Source organism: Chryseobacterium sp. G0201, assembly GCF_003815655.1.
In the GTDB taxonomy this organism is placed as follows: Bacteria; Bacteroidota; Bacteroidia; order Flavobacteriales; family Weeksellaceae; genus Chryseobacterium.
Window position 1 is genome coordinate 4,040,767 of the sequence record NZ_CP033917.1, and the last position, 17,473, is coordinate 4,058,239.

Genomic DNA, 17,473 nt, shown 5'->3' on the forward strand with positions numbered 1-17,473 from the left:
AAAAATCCTAGCATACCTTGCGTTTAAAATTTAAGTTTAAAAAAATTGACCAACGAAGTGCATTGACCACTCACAATTCACCTTAAATTTCTCTAATATTTCAAATCAATTCACTATTTTTGGCTCATGATTAAAGCAAGAAATATCCATAAATCTTATGGGAATTTAGAAGTATTAAAAGGTGTTGATATTCATATCAAAACCGGAGAGGTTGTTTCTATTGTTGGAGAATCAGGTGCAGGAAAATCTACTTTACTGCAGATCTTGGGAACATTGGATCTACCTTCGAACTCAAACAAATACGATACAGAGATCTCAATAGCAGGTGAGTCATTTATTAATATGAATGATAAGCAGCTTTCTAAATTCAGGAACCAGAATATTGGTTTTGTATTTCAGTTTCATCAGTTGTTGCCGGAATTTACGGCATTGGAAAACGTATTATTGCCGACAAAAATCGGCGGAGCCAACGAAAAAGAATCATTAGAAAAGGCGTATGCTTTGTTTGAAGATTTGAAAATCGAACAAAGGTTGCAACATAAACCCAACCAATTATCGGGTGGGGAAGCGCAAAGGGTAGCCGTTGCCAGAGCATTGATTAATTCTCCTAAAATCATTTTTGCGGATGAACCTACAGGTAACTTAGATTCAAAAAATGCGGATGATTTGCACAGGTTATTCTTTGATTTAAGAGATAAATACAATCAGACATTCGTGATTGTAACGCACAACCCTAATCTTGCGGAAATTACTGACAGAAAATTAGTCATGAAAGACGGAATGATTATCGAGTAAATTCCTGTCAAATGATGAAACACTTTATTTTTTTATTCCTTTTTTTTATTTCCTGTTCTAAATTTGAATCTCAGGCCAATAATGTTGTTGATTATCTTCCAAAATCAAAAGTTTCGGAAATTAAAAACTATATTAAAGGAAAAAATTATAATCAGGATTTGGCGGTTTTTATCAATTTTAAAATTCATTCGGGAAAGTATAGATATTTCGTTTATGATCTGAAAAAAGATCAAATTTTACAGAAAGCAGTTGTTGCTCATGGAGAAGGTTCTGTAGTTTCGAATTCTAATAATTTACAATTCAGCAATATTGATGGTTCTCACCAATCATCTTTGGGGAAATATGAAATTCGCGAAAGTTATAACGGAAAATTCGGAAAGGCATATCGCTTAGACGGACTTGATGAAACAAACAATAATGCAAGACCTAGAGCAATTGTTCTTCATTCTTATTATTGCGTTCCGGATCAGGAATCAATAAATCCAGTATGTTTAAGTTTTGGTTGTCCAATGCTTTCAAAAAATGCATTCAACGAAACTGCAAAATACATCGACCAATCAAAACAGCCTATCATTTTATACGCATTTTATTAGACTCATAATTCATCATTTATAACTCATAAGTTCCCAACATGTCCATAAAATTCCTTGCAGAAGACGACAGACCCAGAGAAAAGTTTATGCTGAAAGGCAAAGGCTCACTTTCTGATTCCGAATTGCTTGCGATCATTATGGGAAGCGGAAATAGAGATGAAACTGCTTTAGAATTAGCCAGAAAGATTTTAGCATCTGTTAATAATAATTGGAATCAGTTAAGTTTATTGTCGGTGAAAGATCTAACGAAATTTAAAGGAATTGGCGAGGTGAAAGCAATTTCTATTGCAACAGCTTTGGAAATCGGGAGAAGAAGAGCCAGTCAGGAAATTCCTGAAAAGCCAATGATTTCGAACAGTAACGGAGCATATCAGATTTTTAAAAATCATCTTTCAGATTTACGGACAGAAGAATTTTGGGCTATTTTTCTGAATCAAAGTAATAAAGTTCTCCATACCGCTCAATTAACTCAAGGAGGAATTAACCAATCGATTGTGGATGTCAGAATTCTATTTAAAACAGCGCTGGATCATTTTTCCACGGGAATTATCATTGCTCACAATCATCCATCAGGAAATTTAAAACCGAGCAGGGAAGATCTGGATATTACACAAAAAATAAAAGAAGCAGGAACATTTCTAAATATTCAGCTTTTAGATCATTTGATCATTACACAGAATTCATACTTAAGTTTCTCAGACGAAGGATTATTATGATTAGAAGATTGAAATATAACGAGATTGATTTCAAAAAATACACTGAATGTTTAGAAAATTCTGAACAGAAAAATTGGTACGCCAATAAAAATGTTCTTGACCAGCTTTCAGGAAATTGGGAATTATTAATTTATGGAGACTATGAAGCTGTAATGCCGATTCCGTTGAAAAAAAAAATGGGTTTAAATTTTATTCTTATGCCTCTTTTTTGTCAGCAGTTAGGCATATTTTCTAAAGAAGACAACCGTGAAATTAATGACCAATTTTTAAAGGTTTTACAAAAAAAATCAAACGTTTTTTTATATTCATTTAATCAGAAGAATAATTTTGGAGAAAAATTAGAAAAAAAGAAAAATTACATCATTCCAATTTCTGATTATGTGATTTTAAGGCGGACAAAATATTTTAAAGGAAGAAAATCTACAGCTAAATGCGCTCAGCACCTTTTTTATAAAGAAATAGATCTAAGCGCTGAAATTATTTCTTTTATTGAAAATAATTATAAAGGAATTCCTAAAAGATCAGACTACGAAAAATTTATAAAATATTTAGAATTTTTAAATGTAAATGGCTTTCTTAAGCTATACGGAGCTTATTTGGATGAAAAACTGATCAATTTGGCGGTTATCATTTCAGAAGAAAATCAACTTTCATTATTAGCCTTAATTAATGATGAATCTTACAAAAACGAAAACGGACCTTCTTTTTTAATAGATAAAATTCTGCAAAACTATATTCACGAGAAGACTTTTAATTTTATGGGAAGTAATATTCGGGGAATAGAAATTTTCTTTAAAAGTTTTGGTGCAGAACTCCAGGAATATTCTTATTTGGAAAGTAAGATTTTAAAGCGAATCTCATAAAATAGCGAATGTTATACAATGACACGTTTTTCAGCTATAAATTCAGAAAATATTAGTAATTTTGCTTCCTCAAATTATGACAAGTCTTTCAGGATACCTACCATATGCATTTGCATTGATCATCGCAATACCATTTTTGGTTTTGCTGAGACAGTTTGTACACAATTATATCAGTCTTAAGAATCAGGAAATAAAGCTTCTTTCCGTAAAATCGAATTCCGAAAACAAGACCCAGTCTTATGAAAGAATGACCCTTTTTCTGGAGAGGATAAAGCCTTCCAACCTTATTCAGAGATTTGATAAAGATCTTGCCGCTCACGAATTCATTTTTCTTACCGAAAAAACGATCAATGAAGAGTTTGAGTATAATTCTTCACAACAATTATACATCACAAAAAATTCGTGGAAAAATATTGTTGATTCCAAGAATGCAGTGCTGGATCTGCTTCACAAAACCTATGAAGGATTAAGCGGAAACGCCAATCTTGATGAGTTTAAAACCATTTTCATCATGAATTACATGGAAAATGAAGACTATATTTCGGCGACAATAGAAGACCTGAGAAGAGAAATTTTAATAATAGCTTAACTAAAAAATAAAAATAAATAATGATTCCAAATTTTAAAGCACATCCATGGCATGGAGTTTCTGCAGGAGAAGATGCGCCAAATGTTGTTAATGTATTCGTGGAAATCGTTCCTTCAGATACTATTAAATATGAAGTAGATAAAGAAACAGGATATTTAAAGGTAGACAGACCTCAAAAATTCTCAAATATCATCCCGGCATTGTACGGATTTGTTCCAAGAACATATTGCGATAATGAAGTAATGAAATTAGCAGTTGAAAGAGGAGCTACAGATGTATCGATGGGAGATCATGATCCATTGGATATCTGTGTTTTGAGTTCTCACAATATTCACGGAGGTGGGTTGTTCATGGAAGCTATTCCAATCGGAGGTTTCAAAATGATCGACGGAGGTGAGGCTGATGATAAAATTGTTGCAGTAATGATCGGTGACCATGCTTTCGGACATTTCAGAGATATTGCTGAATTACCTGAAGCTGAAGTGAAACGATTAATGCACTATTTCTTAACGTACAAAAACTTACCGGATGAGCCTGCAAAATGTAGAATTCAGGAGGTTTATGGCGCTGAACACGCTAAGAAAGTTATCATTGCATCTCAGAAAGATTACGCAGACAAATTCGGAGGATAAAATCCCCGCATACAGATAAAAAAAGACAGATGAAATTCATCTGTCTTTTTTGTTTTTAAGATTTCATCAACAAAAAAACATGTTATTTTCTTTTGTAGACAGAAACTCCTTCTTTTATTGTTTCCAAAACAACAATACTCCTGATTTGTTCAGGATTTATCGTTAACGGATTTTTATCAAGGATAACCAAATCAGCAAGCTTTCCGGCTTTAATGGATCCTTTTGTTTTTTCTTCCTGCAGTTGATAAGCAGCATTAATTGTTATTGCTTTTAGGGCTTCAAGAGGTGATATCCTTTCATTAGGTCCCAAAATCATTCCTGAACGGGTTTTTCGGTTAACGGCTGCATAGATGGCTGTAATTAAATCCGGCGGAGTTACAGGAGCATCGTGATGGATGGTAAAAATAATGCCGGCTTGCAGTGCAGAATGCGCAGGACTGATAAATGAAGCTCTTTCCGGACCAAAAACACTGGAATAATGCCAATCTCCCCATAAGTAAGCATGCGTTGAAAAATAAGAAGGAATAAGCCCCAGTTCTTTTATTTTCTGAATATGATCGGGACGGCTGTTTTGAACATGAATAAGGGTAGCACGAAGCTCAGGTCTATAGATTTTTTCATCCTTTAGTCTTTCAATAACCCGTAATGCCTGGTCAATAGCGGCATCGCCGTTAACATGAAGTTGTGCCGTAATATTATTTTGAAATAAAGTTTTAAGATCACTATATAAAACTTCATCTGTAAAAATAGGAAAACCTTTATAGTCAGCAGACTGACCTTCCGGCGGAACCAGATAAGGCTGGGTAAGCCAGGCCGTTTTTCCTTGCGGAGAACCGTCATCTGAAAATTTGAAACCTGCCAATTTCAAATGGTTATCATAATGCATGTATTTAGGTTTAAAAGCACCCAGATCTTTTTTAAAATATTCATAGTCTGGGAAATAGACAACATCTACTTTAAATAAATGTTTTGCGGCAGCTTTTTCTAGAAGTTTTACACTTTCTCCCATGGTTCTCCCGTCGCAAATAGTTGTTTGTCCGTAACTTAACCATTCTTCTTGGGCTTTCATTAAATTATCCATGGCCTGAGCTTGGGTATTGGTTCCTTTGCTCATCTTTTCGGTTAAATTAAGAAGAGCCATAAAGTTTGCATTTTCTTCTAATTTACCGTTTAGCTTTCCTGTTTTTTTATTTCTTCCATAATGTCCACCCTCAGGATTTTTTGCAGATTCAGATATTCCCAGAAATTTAAGCATAGCAGTATTGGCAACACAGGCATGTCCGGAAGTATGGATGATAATGATAGGATTGGTTTTGCTGATGGCATCCAATTCATCTTTGGTGGGATGTCGATGCTCTATCATAATAGCATCATCATATCCATTACCGATAATAGTTTGGTTTTTTGGGGTATTATTTTCTTTTATGTTTTTTTTTATAGTATTTTGAAGATCTTTAATTGAATTAACGGTACCGTAAGGCTCCGGAGAAAGATCTATTGCCTGCATTATACCAGCTCTTGACGTAACATGCCCATGAACATCAATAAATCCGGGTAATAAAACATTTCCTTTAAGATCAATCATCTTCGTACGCGAATCGGTATAATGATCAGCCTCGGATTTTTTTCCTACAAAAAGGATTTTACCATTTTTTATAACGAGAGCTTCGGCTTGTGGTGCTTGATCTTCCATCGTTAAGATGGGTCCTCCAAAATAAAGGATTTCAGCTTTTTCTGTAGGAATTCTGGTTTGAAAGCTACTAATGAACAATACTGAGAGAATTAAATAAATTAATGCTTTCATGATATGTGATTTTGTGGTGTCAATAAATATACAATAAAATATAATATTCTCACTTCTATAAAGCATTTGTAAATTTTGCTATATTTATAAAACTAATTACAATTCATTAATATAAAAATAATAAACTATGGGTTTGTTCTATTTAATTCCAATATTTGGTGTTGTTGCTTTACTGTATACTTTTTTCCAAAGTAACTGGGTAAGTAAGCAAAATGCCGGAAATGAAAAAATGAAAATTATCAGCGGACATATCGCTGACGGTGCGATGGCCTTTCTAAAAGCCGAGTACAAAGTTTTAAGCTATTTCGTAGTTATTGTAGCCATTTTATTAGCCGTGATGGGAATGACCAGCGCCAATTCGCATTGGAGCATCGGGATTGCTTTTATTTTTGGTGCTATATTTTCTGCATTGGCAGGTTTCATCGGAATGAAGATCGCTACGAAAGCGAATGTAAGAACCGCAGAAGCCGCAAGAACATCTCTTTCAAAAGCGCTTAAAGTTTCATTTGCAGGAGGTTCTGTAATGGGAATGGGAGTTGCCGGACTGGCCGTATTAGGATTAGGATCTTTGTATTTAATTATAAAACAAATTTTTGCCCCGAATGCCCCCGTTGATTCACATGAAATGGAAAGAACGATAGAAATTCTTACCGGATTTTCTCTCGGAGCCGAATCTATTGCTCTTTTTGCAAGAGTTGGTGGTGGTATTTACACAAAAGCGGCCGATGTTGGAGCCGATTTGGTTGGAAAAGTTGAAGCAGGAATTCCAGAAGATGATCCTCGAAATCCGGCTACTATAGCAGATAATGTAGGGGATAATGTTGGTGATGTTGCCGGGATGGGAGCCGATTTATTCGGATCTTATGTGGCAACGGTTTTAGCGACAATGGTTTTGGGAAGAGAGACGATCTCTGATGATTCATTCGGAGGTTTTGCACCGATTCTTTTGCCGATGCTGATTGCCGGAACAGGAATTATATTTTCAATGATAGGAACTTTATTTGTCAGAATTAATGATAATGAGGGTTCATCAACTTCAAGTGTTCAGAATGCTTTAAATCTAGGAAACTGGGGAAGTATCGTTATTACGGCAGTCGCTTCCTATTTTCTGGTAACTTATATTCTCCCTGACAAAATGATTTTAAGAGGTCATGAATTCACTAAAATGGGTGTTTTTGGAGCGATCATGGTCGGGTTGGTTGTGGGAACTTTAATGAGTATCATTACAGAATATTATACGGCAATGGGCAAGAGACCTGTTTCAAGTATTGTGAGACAATCTTCCACTGGGCACGCAACAAACATCATTGGCGGATTAGCCGTTGGGATGGAATCAACTTTACTTCCGATCATTGTTTTGGCAGGAGGAATTTACGGTTCTTACCTATGCGCCGGATTGTACGGTGTGGCCATTGCTGCCGCAGGAATGATGGCTACAACAGCAATGCAGTTGGCAATTGATGCTTTCGGACCGATTGCAGATAACGCGGGAGGAATTGCCGAAATGAGCGAATTACCCAAAGAAGTTCGTGAAAAAACAGATATTTTAGATGCGGTAGGAAATACCACGGCAGCTACAGGAAAAGGTTTTGCCATTGCTTCTGCTGCGTTGACGGCTTTAGCTCTATTTGCAGCTTTCGTAGGAATTGCAGGTATTGACGGTATTGATATTTACAGAGCCGATGTGCTGGCCGGATTGTTTGTAGGTGGAATGATTCCGTTTATATTTTCATCCTTGGCAATTACAGCGGTTGGACAAGCCGCAATGGCAATGGTAGAGGAAGTGAGAAGACAGTTCCGTGAAATTCCTGGGATTTTGGAAGGAAAAGCAGAACCCGAGTATGAAAAATGTGTTGCTATTTCTACCGATGCATCGATTAGAAAAATGATGTTGCCGGGAGCAATTGCCATTATTTCTCCTCTTTTAATGGGATTTATTTTCGGGCCTGAAGTTCTAGGTGGATTCTTGGCAGGAGCTACAGTATGTGGCGTTTTAATGGGAATGTTCCAGAATAATGCCGGCGGTGCGTGGGATAATGCTAAAAAATCATTTGAAAAAGGTGCGAATATCAATGGACAGACCTATTATAAAGGTTCAGAGCCTCATAAAGCTTCAGTAACAGGTGATACGGTCGGAGATCCGTTTAAAGATACTTCTGGGCCATCCATGAATATTTTAATTAAATTAATGTCGATTGTGTCATTAGTAATCGCACCGACTTTAGCAGTTTTACATAAAGATAAAATTGAAACGAACAGAAAGGCTAAAATTGAAAGCTTACTGGCAATGGAAGGTGCTCATTCGGTTTCTTCTATAAACGCAGGAAATACGGTGATAACTTTAGCTCCAAAAGAAGTTAGAGGTCATTTAAATGAAGACGGAGATTTTGTATATGAAACCGGAACTATCGAAGAGATAAAACTAAAAGGCGGAAAAGCAATCAAGATTGGTGAAGGAAGCCAATTATATCAAATGTACAATGCTGTAAAACTGAAAAATCAAACAGTTTTAGATCCAAACAATTGGTATACGATCGAAAATCTGTATTTCCAGAGTGGTTCGAGTGATTTAAAACCTGGTTCGGACGCTCAGTTGACTAATTTAGCAGAAATTTTAAATGCCTATCCTGATCTGAAAGTAAAATTAGGAGGTTACACTGATAATACAGGAAACCCTGAAAGCAATCAGAAATTATCAAATTTAAGAGCCCAAACAGCAAAATTAAAATTACTGGAGATCGGAATTTCATCTGACAGAGTAGAAGCTGAGGGTTATGGTGCACAATATCCCATTTGTGAAGCCAATGATACCGATGAATGTAAAGCTAAAAACAGAAGAATTGATGTAAGAGTCCTGTCTCTGTAGATAAATAGATTTAAACTTATAAATAAAGCACTGCATTATGCGGTGCTTTTGTTTTTATACACAATCATCTGTGAAAATCTGTGAAATACGTGGGAGAAAAAATTATTCTTAATGAAGAGATTGCTTCGTCGCTAAGCTTCTCGCAATGACAAATAAACTATAAAATCTTCCTTAAATGCTCCAACGCCTGAATAATTACGTCATCTTTTTTAGCAAAACTAAATCTCACATAATCAGAATTTTGTCTTGAATTATAAAATGCAGAAAGCGGAAGACAAGAAACCTTTTTTTCAATGGTCAGCCATTTTGAAAATTCTACATCACTCATCGTTTTGGAGATATTTCTGAAATTAACAACTTGAAAAACACTTCCTTCTGCTTTTTGTTCAACTTCAAAAGGAGTGTCTTTAATTAGCTCATTAAAAATATCTCTTTTATTCTGCATCAGCTTTTGAGTTTCTGAAGGATCAAAAACTTCTAAATATTTAGCGAGAGCATATTGAGCCGGAGCGTTGGCACTGTAAGAAATATATTGCTGATGACATCTGAATTTTGAAGTCAATTCTTCTGGTGTCAACAGATAGCTGACTTTCCATCCTGTGCAATGGAACATTTTGCCCAAAGAAAAAATGCAGAAAGTTCGTTTCTTTAGTTCAGGGTGTAAGAACGAACTGTAATGTTCAATTCCGTCATAGCAATAAATATCGTAGATTTCTTCGGAAATTAAATAAATTTCCTGATCTTTTATTAATTCGTAAAGGTGATTCCAATCATCTTTTGACCATATTTTTCCGGTTGGATTTTGTGGAGAATTGACAATAATTGCTTTTGTTTTTTGTGAAATACAGTTTTGAAGTTTCTCCCAGTTTATGTTGAAATCATTATCAAGATCATAATAGACCGGAATTCCGCCATTTAATACAATTGACGGTCCGTAAGTATAATATGACGGCTGAATTACAACAACCTCATCTCCTTGATTTAAAACAGATTTAAGAGCAGTATATAAAGCAAAGGTTGCACACGGAACGATGGTTACTTCATTATTTTTAAGCTGAATGCTGTTTTCACGTTTAGAATTAAATTGAATAGTATTTTCAATTAGTAAAGGATTTCCTGCAAGTGGCTCATAATTATGATGGTTATAATCTACAGATTCTCTTAAATATTGTTTTAGACGGTCATCAATTTCAAAATCGGGCAGGCCTAAAGATAGGTCAAAACTGTTATGCTTAGAAGCTAGTTCAGCCATATCTGTGAAAAATGAGTAATGAGTAAATCCATAAATTTTTTCCATCTATTTTGCATTTAATCAAATATAAGAAAAATTGTAATCCGTCAAAGATTAAATAAATTTTGTTATTTTTAAGCAAATTATTCTAGAATGAAAAAACTACTTATTCCAATATTTTCTGTTGCTGTGATGGCGGGTTGCGGAACGTCAAAAGTTACAAATGATGCTTCAAAATCGTCTGTACATGTTACGACTGTAGCGAAAGGAGATAAAGCTTTTCTTACTGCTTATAAGACTATTACGGCTGATGATCTAAAGAAAAACTTATACGTAATTGCTTCTGATGAAATGGGAGGCAGAGACACCGGAAGTCCGGGACAGAAAAAAGCGGGAGAGTATATGATCAATTATTATAAAACTCTTGGAATCTCTTCTCCGAAAGCTTTAGGTTCTTACTATCAGAAAGTTCCAGCTGATTTTATGAAGAAGAGAGGCGGTGGAAATCTCCCTGATTCTGAAAATATTCTAGCATTTATCGAAGGAAGTGAAAAACCGGATGAAATTGTTGTTGTTTCAGCACATTATGATCACGTGGGCACCAAAAACGGAGTAGTTTATAACGGAGCGGATGACGACGGAAGCGGAACAGTTGCCGTAATGGAGATCGCAAAGGCTTTTCAGAGTGCTAAAAAGGCAGGAAATGGTCCAAAACGATCAATCCTATTCCTTCATGTAACCGGAGAGGAGCACGGGCTGTTTGGCTCTGAATTTTATACGGATAATCCTGTTTTTCCTTTAGCGAATACGGTGGTTGACTTAAATATTGACATGATCGGTCGCGATGATCCTGAGAACAGAGGGAAACAGTACGTATATGTGATTGGTTCTGAGATGTTAAGCTCTGAATTGAAAGTAATTAATGAAGCCGCAAACAAGCGAACAAATAACTTAGAATTAAATTACAGATATGACGATCCAAACGATTCTGAAAGATTGTATTACAGATCAGACCATTATAATTTTGCTAAAAATAATGTTCCTGTAGCATTTTTCTTTGACGGAATTCATGAAGATTATCATAAACCAACAGATAAGCCAGATAAAATTGACTATTCTTTATTACAAAAAAGAACACAGTTAGTATTTGCCACAGCTTGGGAAATTGCCAATAGAGCAGAAAGAATTGTAGTTGATAAAAAACAATAAATTATATAAAATAATAGACAAGCCTATATAATATAAAACGTTATAGGCTTTTATTAAAGCTTTAATTAAACAGTATGATTATTCGTGAAGCCAGAAAAGAAGATATTCCGCAGATCCAAATTGTAAGAAATTCGGTGAAAGAAAACATGTTGTCTGATCCAAATCTCGTTACTAATAAAGACTGTGAAGAGTTTTTATTTGAAAGAGGAAAAGGCTGGGTTTGTGAAATTAACAGTGAGATTGTTGGATTTTCCATTGTTGATCTGAAAGAAAACAACATCTGGGCTTTGTTTCTACACCCTGATTTTGAAAATAAAGGAATTGGCAGAAAGCTTCATGATATCATGCTTGATTGGTATTTTGAGCAAACCGAACAAAATGTTTGGCTCGGAACTTCGCCCAATACAAGAGCTGAAACTTTTTACAGAAAATCCGGCTGGAACGAGATCGGAACTCATGGAAAAGAGATCAAATTTGAAATGACTTACAAAAACTGGAAAAACCGACAATCATGAAACAAAATATAAAATCCATCAGACCTTTTATTGGTGCAAAAAACTTTGAAATTAGCAGTAATTTTTATAAAGATTTGGGTTTCGAAGAAATCGTTTTAGAGCATAATCTTTCTTTGTTTAAAAAACAGGATATCGCATTCTATCTGCAAAATGCGTATGTTAAAGATTGGATTGAAAACACAATGCTTTTTATTGAAGTTGAAAGCGTTGACGATTTTTGGGAAGAACTTTTATCATTAAATCTGACAGTAAAATATGAAGGTGTAAAGCTATCACCCATTAGAACAATGGATTGGGGGAAGGAATGTTTCGTACACGATCCTTCAGGAATTTTATGGCATTTTGGAGAGTTTTTTAATACATAAATTCAAAATTCACTTGCGAAGCAATATTGACGATTCACCACTCACAACTGAAATTCAAGACCTAACTAATGATTTACGCTTTCGATACCTATTATTACGATGATTACGCCAATACGATCTGTATTGCTTTTGAAGACTGGACTTCTGAAAAAGAGACTGAAATTTTCAGCGAAAAAACAGAAATTACTTCCGATTATGAAAGTGGTGCTTTCTACAAAAGAGAATTGCCGTGTATTCTAAGCTTATTAAATAAAATTGAACTTAAAGAAGGTGATATTATCATTGTTGATGGCTATGTTACCTTAGATGATGATGGTAAAATAGGATTGGGTGGGTATCTGTATGATGCTTTAGAACAGAAATATCCAATCATTGGAATTGCGAAAAATGGATTTACAACACCGGATTCTCAAAGAAGAGCTATCTACAGGGGAGAAAGTAAAACTCCGTTATTTCTTACGGTTAAAGGATCTGATGTAGACAAAATGAAACTTAACATTGAAAAAATGTATGGTTCTTACAGAATCCCCACCTTACTAAAAAAGCTTGACCAGCTGACCAGAGAATAATTATTTTTTATAAAAATGGTAAACTAATATACCAATTAGTATTTTATTGATGATTTGTTAAATATTAACTATTTGATAAGTACCGTTTTTAAGTAAATCACAATAAACTGATAAATGTCATTGCTTTTATTATTTTTATTAAGTCTAAATAAATATAAATTTGTATCAATAAAAATAAGCATTAATGAAGAAGATTTTTTATCCTTTCTGCTATTCCATTTACACTTGTATTGACGTAGAATTCTGCTCAGTAAATAGGTCGCAGACAGCTTATCAGATCAAAAAATATTGTAAATAAATTCATTAATGACTTCATTTCAATAATTTATTTAGTTAAAATCCAAACAATTAATCAAAAAATAATTACAGAAACAATTAACAGAAAATAAAAACATATATCTAATCATATCCATATCAATTTTTGTTTTTTTCGAACCGACAGGCCATATCTGTCGGTTTTTTTGGATAGAAATTTATAATTCTGAAAGCCATTTAATAAGGTTCTCTTCAGATGTTAAGCCTAGTTTTTTCTTAAGTCTGTATTTTTTTGTTTCTATAGTTCTTGCTGTAATATTCTCGTACTGAGTAATTTCTTTCGTGTTTAGTTTAAGTTTTAAATAGGCACAAAGTTTTATTTCATTATCCGTAAGATCAGGATTTATAGATATTAATTTATCATAGAATTCAGGATATAGTTTTTTAAAACTCTTCAGAAAAAATGGATCTCTGTTTCTTGCTAATTTTACCAGCTTATCAAAAGATGTATCTAATTTTCTTTTTAACGTGTCTGTTTCCAATACTTTTTCCTCGATAATTTCGGTACTTTCCTTCTGTTTTTTAAGATAATTTTTACGTACAAAATAAAATATCAATGAAAATGCAGTTAAAATTAAAGCAATGAAAATATATAGTTTATTTTTCTTTTCTTTTTCCTCATTTTCTTTTTCCTGAATCAATTTATCGACAATATTTTGAAGTGTTTTTTTATCATTTCTCTTGATTTCTTCATCCAAAGCGGTGTATAGTTCTTGATATTCCTTAGCTTTTTTGGGGTTATTCATCGCTGTATAAACATTCGAAATCTCGAGATATACACTTCTTATATCACGGAAAACTTTCACTTTTTTACTAATCTCCAGACTTTTCAGATAATAGCTTAATGCTTTTTCGTTTTCATTTTTTAAAGCATATAGATCTCCGAATTTTAATAATGTAGTTGCTTTAATATAAATGTCATTTTTTTTATTTAATATAACAGCCTTATTCAAATAATATTCTGCGGAATCAAGATGCTTGTTTTGCATTAAAAATCTATCTGCAATTTTTAATGAAACCAATGGTCGAGGCGACAGTTTCATACTTTTACTCTGCATACTATATAGAGAATCAACTTCATTCAAGGTTTCAAAATTATACCATTTCCATCCATAGCTGTAATATAGAAGATCGTCTTTCTCCTTTTGATCAGAGATTTTTTTGGTGAGTTTGATAACTTTATCAAAAGTTTGATTTCCTTGTTTGTAAAGCCCTACCAAAGAATTATTTATTCCATAAACTGTAAGTAATTTAGCTTCTAGTAATGGATTGTTTATGCCTCCTAATTCCTTTTTTGCCTGATCAAGATATCCATTACTTTCTTGGTATTTATTATAATTGGACATTATACTTGCCATGTGAATTAATACTGAAGCAATTCCTTCCTTATTACTTTCACTTTTAAAATATTTTAAAGCTTTGAGATTAACGTCTACAGCAGATTCTATTTTGCCATTTCCTACTAATTTATGATTGAGGCTGTCGACTTCAACTATTGTATATTTCTGAGAATAACAGAAAATATTAATAAGTAATAAAAATATAATTAATCTTATCGTAAAACTGTTAGAGAACATTTTTATGTTTTATACAAAAGTAAGTATATCTATCAATATTATTCATCAATATTACAATAAAAAAAAATATTTTACTTATTATTTTCGTAATAAGACCTGTATGTCAACCACAACAAATCATCAACGCTATTGGTTGTAATATTCACATTATCAAATTATTAAAACCTATAAGTAGTATTGAAGTAGTACTTTTCCTCTTTATCCTATATAAATTTGCACCAGAAAATTCATACAAATACCGGTCACTGTATGAAGTACGATTCTAAACACACAAGGATAAATTTACAGAACAAAAATTTGAAAAAATTAAAACATTAATAACAAAGTAAATGAGAAAAAATATAATTATTGTCTCTACCATACTGATTTCAGGATTTGCTTTTTCACAGGTTGGAATGAATACACCAGATCCAAAAGCAACTCTGGATATCACGGCTAAAAATGCTACAGGAACATCAACTTCTACTGAAGGTATTTTAATACCAAGGGTTGACAGACAAAGAGCCCAATCTATGCAAAATATAGAAGTTCCTACTTTAATCTATGTAAATAGTGTTTCCACAGGTTCCCAAACCGGAAATGCTATTAATATAGATAAGGTTGGGTACTATTACTATAAAGATAGTGCATGGATCAAATTAAATCAAGATCCAGAGATTAACACTAATATCTATAATTCTGATGGTACTCTTTCAGAAAACCGTACGGTTACACAAGGAAATAAATCATTAAAATTCATTGGATCTATAGAAAATTTATTTTCTGTAGATGGACTTACTCTATCTGTAGATGCAGCCCGTCATAGAGTTGGGATGGGAACCGAGACACCATCATCGATTTTATCTGTGGTGAATTCCAGACCAGGAAATACGGTTGACGCCTTTTCTGTTGGAATTAATAATTGCGGGTCAGCATGTGGACAGGGAACAGCAAGAAATATTAGTATATTCAATAAGAATGGAACTAACTCGCAGTTTGGAAGTATAGATTTTATTCCCTCAATAACGGCAGACGGAATAACAGGAGCTTCAATCAGAGGAATAGATAGAAATGCACAAGATAATTCTGCAGGACTCCAATTTCTTACCAGAAATGTCAACAGTTATGATGCAAGAATGACCATTAAATCTGCTGGCAATATTGGCATAGGAACTTCTACACCTAATCCAAAAGCAATTTTAGATTTATCATCTACGACCCAAGGTTTCTTACCTCCAAGAATGACTACAGCACAAAGAGATCAGATTACATCACCTGTACCTCCCGGGCTTATGGTATATAATACAACTGATAATATGATGCAATATTACAACGGAAGTACATGGATAAATTATAATTAATAGAAAAATATTAGAATGAAAAAAAATATTATATTCTATTTATTACTTGTATCAAATATTATATTTGGGCAAGATTCTCCTTATAAGGGATTTCTGCCACCCAGATTGTCCACGATACAAAGAGATGCGATAACATCACCACCTCCCGGATTGATGATCTATAATACAACGATCAACTGCATGGAAAACTGGAATGCATCAAGATGGGTGTCAAAATGTTCAGGAATTGTAAGCCTAAATTGTTTAGATGCTACTCATAACGGAACCTTAACAAGCGGAACATCTGCTTCAGGAGTTTCTTCAGTAATCTCTTACACAGGAGGAAACGGAGGTTCTCATAATGGTCAGATCGTTACTTCTACAGGTGTAACTGGATTAACAGCTACATTATTAGCGGGAAATTTTGCAAATGGAAATGGAACTCTAACGTATACTATTACAGGAACACCATCTTCCGCAGGTACGGCTAGTTTTGCAATCAATATCGGAGGGCAAACTTGTATTTTAACAAGAACGGTAACAGAGCCCGCAGGAGCTATTACTACGCTGGATTGTGCGGGTGCAACCAATAATGGAACCTTAACAAGCGGAACAATTGCTTCAGGAGTTTCATCAGTAATCTCTTATACAGGAGGAAACGGAGGTTCTCACTCAGGGCAGGTCGTTACTTCTACAGGTGTAACTGGATTAACAGCTACATTATTAGCGGGAAATTTTGCCAATGGAAACGGAACTCTAACGTATACGATTACAGGAACTCCTTCCGGAGCAGGTAACGCAACTTTTGCGATTAATATCGGAGGACAAATTTGTAACATTACGATAATTGTAGCTTCTGGACAGCCTCCAGCTGTTACAAGCCCGGATATTAATTGTAATGGATGGTCATTTTCTAATTTTGGAACATTTAATGGTTCGGTAAGCGGGCATACTATTTCTGCTACCGTTACAAATGTAGCAGGAACAACTGTGGGTCCGTCTGCAAGTATTAGAAAATGTAATTCGACAGAAACTTATTTTATGTCAAATCCATATTCATTTAACTCTCCTAATAATGAAGTTCGAACAATGAGAGTGAAATTTAATAAGAATGTAAGTAATGTCAGGCTAAATGTGTCTAGTTTTTCTACTTCGGCATATTTAACAGTTACACTGAAGAGAAATGGAGTTATTATAAATCCTACTGTAACATCAAGCGCTTGTGCTACTGCTTACAGCCCATCATCAAGGAGAATAGTTTCAATGGTAAGTGTTGGGTTCAGGCCTGATAGTTATAATTTTGGAGGACAGTGGTTTGACGAAATTGAAATTACAGGATCAAAAACAGTTCTAAATGAGTCTTATCAGGCATCACTCGTTGAGTTTTGTGTTGGAGCGGTAGAGCTATAAATCCAAAAATATTTTTGATAAGTGCCAAAGGTTAATAGCGAAAAACCTTTGGCATTTTACAAAGTTGCTGAATAAAATAATTATAATAAAACAAATAGTCAGCAA

The 17,473-nt window shown here is 34.1% G+C and carries 16 protein-coding genes; 13 read left to right on the top strand and 3 right to left on the bottom strand.

What is annotated here, in order from left to right; genetic code table 11:
* Positions 1–126 precede the first annotated feature (126 nt).
* The 6 genes from EG348_RS18030 to EG348_RS18055 all read left to right on the top strand — a co-directional run bounded on the left by EG348_RS18030 (position 127) and on the right by EG348_RS18055 (position 4,188).
* Positions 127–795 carry an ABC transporter ATP-binding protein gene (locus EG348_RS18030; protein WP_123984355.1) on the top strand — a complete coding sequence of 223 codons (669 nt, stop codon included), beginning with the start codon at positions 127–129 and terminating at the stop codon, positions 793–795.
* An 11-nt stretch (positions 796–806) separates the two neighbouring features.
* Positions 807–1,388 carry a murein L,D-transpeptidase catalytic domain-containing protein gene (locus EG348_RS18035; protein WP_123984356.1) on the top strand — a complete coding sequence of 194 codons (582 nt, stop codon included), beginning with the start codon at positions 807–809 and terminating at the stop codon, positions 1,386–1,388.
* Between the two features lie 38 nt (positions 1,389–1,426).
* The gene (gene radC, locus EG348_RS18040) at positions 1,427–2,104 is read left to right on the top strand and encodes a RadC family protein (protein WP_123984357.1); all 678 of its coding nucleotides are present in this window, start codon (positions 1,427–1,429) and stop codon (positions 2,102–2,104) included.
* Positions 2,101–2,967 (top strand): hypothetical protein, encoded by an 867-nt coding sequence (locus tag EG348_RS18045; protein WP_123984358.1) that lies wholly within the window; start codon positions 2,101–2,103, stop codon positions 2,965–2,967. The genes radC and EG348_RS18045 overlap by 4 nt, the downstream gene beginning before the upstream one ends.
* A 76-nt stretch (positions 2,968–3,043) precedes the next feature.
* Positions 3,044–3,556, top strand: coding sequence for a hypothetical protein (locus EG348_RS18050; RefSeq protein ID WP_123984359.1), 513 nt, complete (start codon positions 3,044–3,046; stop codon positions 3,554–3,556).
* Between the two features lie 20 nt (positions 3,557–3,576).
* Positions 3,577–4,188: an inorganic pyrophosphatase gene (locus tag EG348_RS18055; RefSeq protein WP_066758631.1), complete on the top strand. Its 612-nt coding sequence runs from the start codon at positions 3,577–3,579 to the stop codon at positions 4,186–4,188.
* 82 nt (positions 4,189–4,270) lie between these two features.
* Here EG348_RS18055 and EG348_RS18060 read toward each other — a convergent pair whose 3' ends face one another.
* The gene (locus EG348_RS18060) at positions 4,271–5,992 is read right to left on the bottom strand and encodes an amidohydrolase (RefSeq protein WP_123984360.1); all 1,722 of its coding nucleotides are present in this window, start codon (positions 5,990–5,992) and stop codon (positions 4,271–4,273) included.
* A 127-nt stretch (positions 5,993–6,119) separates the two neighbouring features.
* Here EG348_RS18060 and EG348_RS18065 point away from each other — a divergent pair, with 127 nt between their 5' ends.
* Entirely contained in the window at positions 6,120–8,858 is a 2,739-nt protein-coding gene (locus tag EG348_RS18065) for a sodium-translocating pyrophosphatase (protein ID WP_123984361.1), read from the top strand.
* Between the two features lie 157 nt (positions 8,859–9,015).
* On the opposite strand, the gene EG348_RS18070 is transcribed toward EG348_RS18065, so the two are convergent.
* The gene (locus EG348_RS18070; protein WP_123984362.1) at positions 9,016–10,155 is read right to left on the bottom strand and encodes an aminotransferase class I/II-fold pyridoxal phosphate-dependent enzyme; all 1,140 of its coding nucleotides are present in this window, start codon (positions 10,153–10,155) and stop codon (positions 9,016–9,018) included.
* 87 nt (positions 10,156–10,242) lie between these two features.
* Between EG348_RS18070 and EG348_RS18075 the strand changes: the two genes are divergently transcribed.
* The 4 genes from EG348_RS18075 (at position 10,243) to EG348_RS18090 (ending at position 12,747) form a co-directional block, all read left to right on the top strand.
* Positions 10,243–11,298 (top strand): M28 family metallopeptidase, encoded by a 1,056-nt coding sequence (locus EG348_RS18075; RefSeq protein WP_123984363.1) that lies wholly within the window; start codon positions 10,243–10,245, stop codon positions 11,296–11,298.
* Between the two features lie 74 nt (positions 11,299–11,372).
* Positions 11,373–11,813 carry a GNAT family N-acetyltransferase gene (locus EG348_RS18080; RefSeq protein ID WP_123984364.1) on the top strand — a complete coding sequence of 147 codons (441 nt, stop codon included), beginning with the start codon at positions 11,373–11,375 and terminating at the stop codon, positions 11,811–11,813.
* Positions 11,810–12,178 carry a glyoxalase gene (locus EG348_RS18085; protein WP_123984365.1) on the top strand — a complete coding sequence of 123 codons (369 nt, stop codon included), beginning with the start codon at positions 11,810–11,812 and terminating at the stop codon, positions 12,176–12,178. Before EG348_RS18080 ends, EG348_RS18085 begins: the two co-directional genes overlap by 4 nt.
* 68 nt (positions 12,179–12,246) lie before the next feature.
* Positions 12,247–12,747, top strand: coding sequence for an endonuclease V (locus EG348_RS18090; protein ID WP_123984366.1), 501 nt, complete (start codon positions 12,247–12,249; stop codon positions 12,745–12,747).
* A gap of 473 nt (positions 12,748–13,220) precedes the next feature.
* Here the strand turns inward: EG348_RS18090 and EG348_RS18095 are convergent, their stop codons facing one another.
* On the bottom strand, positions 13,221–14,639 hold the full coding sequence (locus EG348_RS18095) for a hypothetical protein (RefSeq protein WP_123984367.1): 1,419 nt from the start codon (positions 14,637–14,639) through the stop codon (positions 13,221–13,223).
* Positions 14,640–14,968: 329 nt separating this feature from the next.
* Between EG348_RS18095 and EG348_RS18100 the strand changes: the two genes are divergently transcribed.
* Both EG348_RS18100 and EG348_RS18105 read left to right on the top strand, forming a co-directional pair.
* A complete protein-coding gene (locus EG348_RS18100) occupies positions 14,969–15,979 on the top strand; it encodes a hypothetical protein (RefSeq protein ID WP_123984368.1) in 1,011 nt (336 codons plus the stop codon).
* Positions 15,980–15,994: 15 nt separating this feature from the next.
* The gene (locus tag EG348_RS18105; RefSeq protein WP_123984369.1) at positions 15,995–17,368 is read left to right on the top strand and encodes a hypothetical protein; all 1,374 of its coding nucleotides are present in this window, start codon (positions 15,995–15,997) and stop codon (positions 17,366–17,368) included.
* Positions 17,369–17,473: the final 105 nt, after the last annotated feature.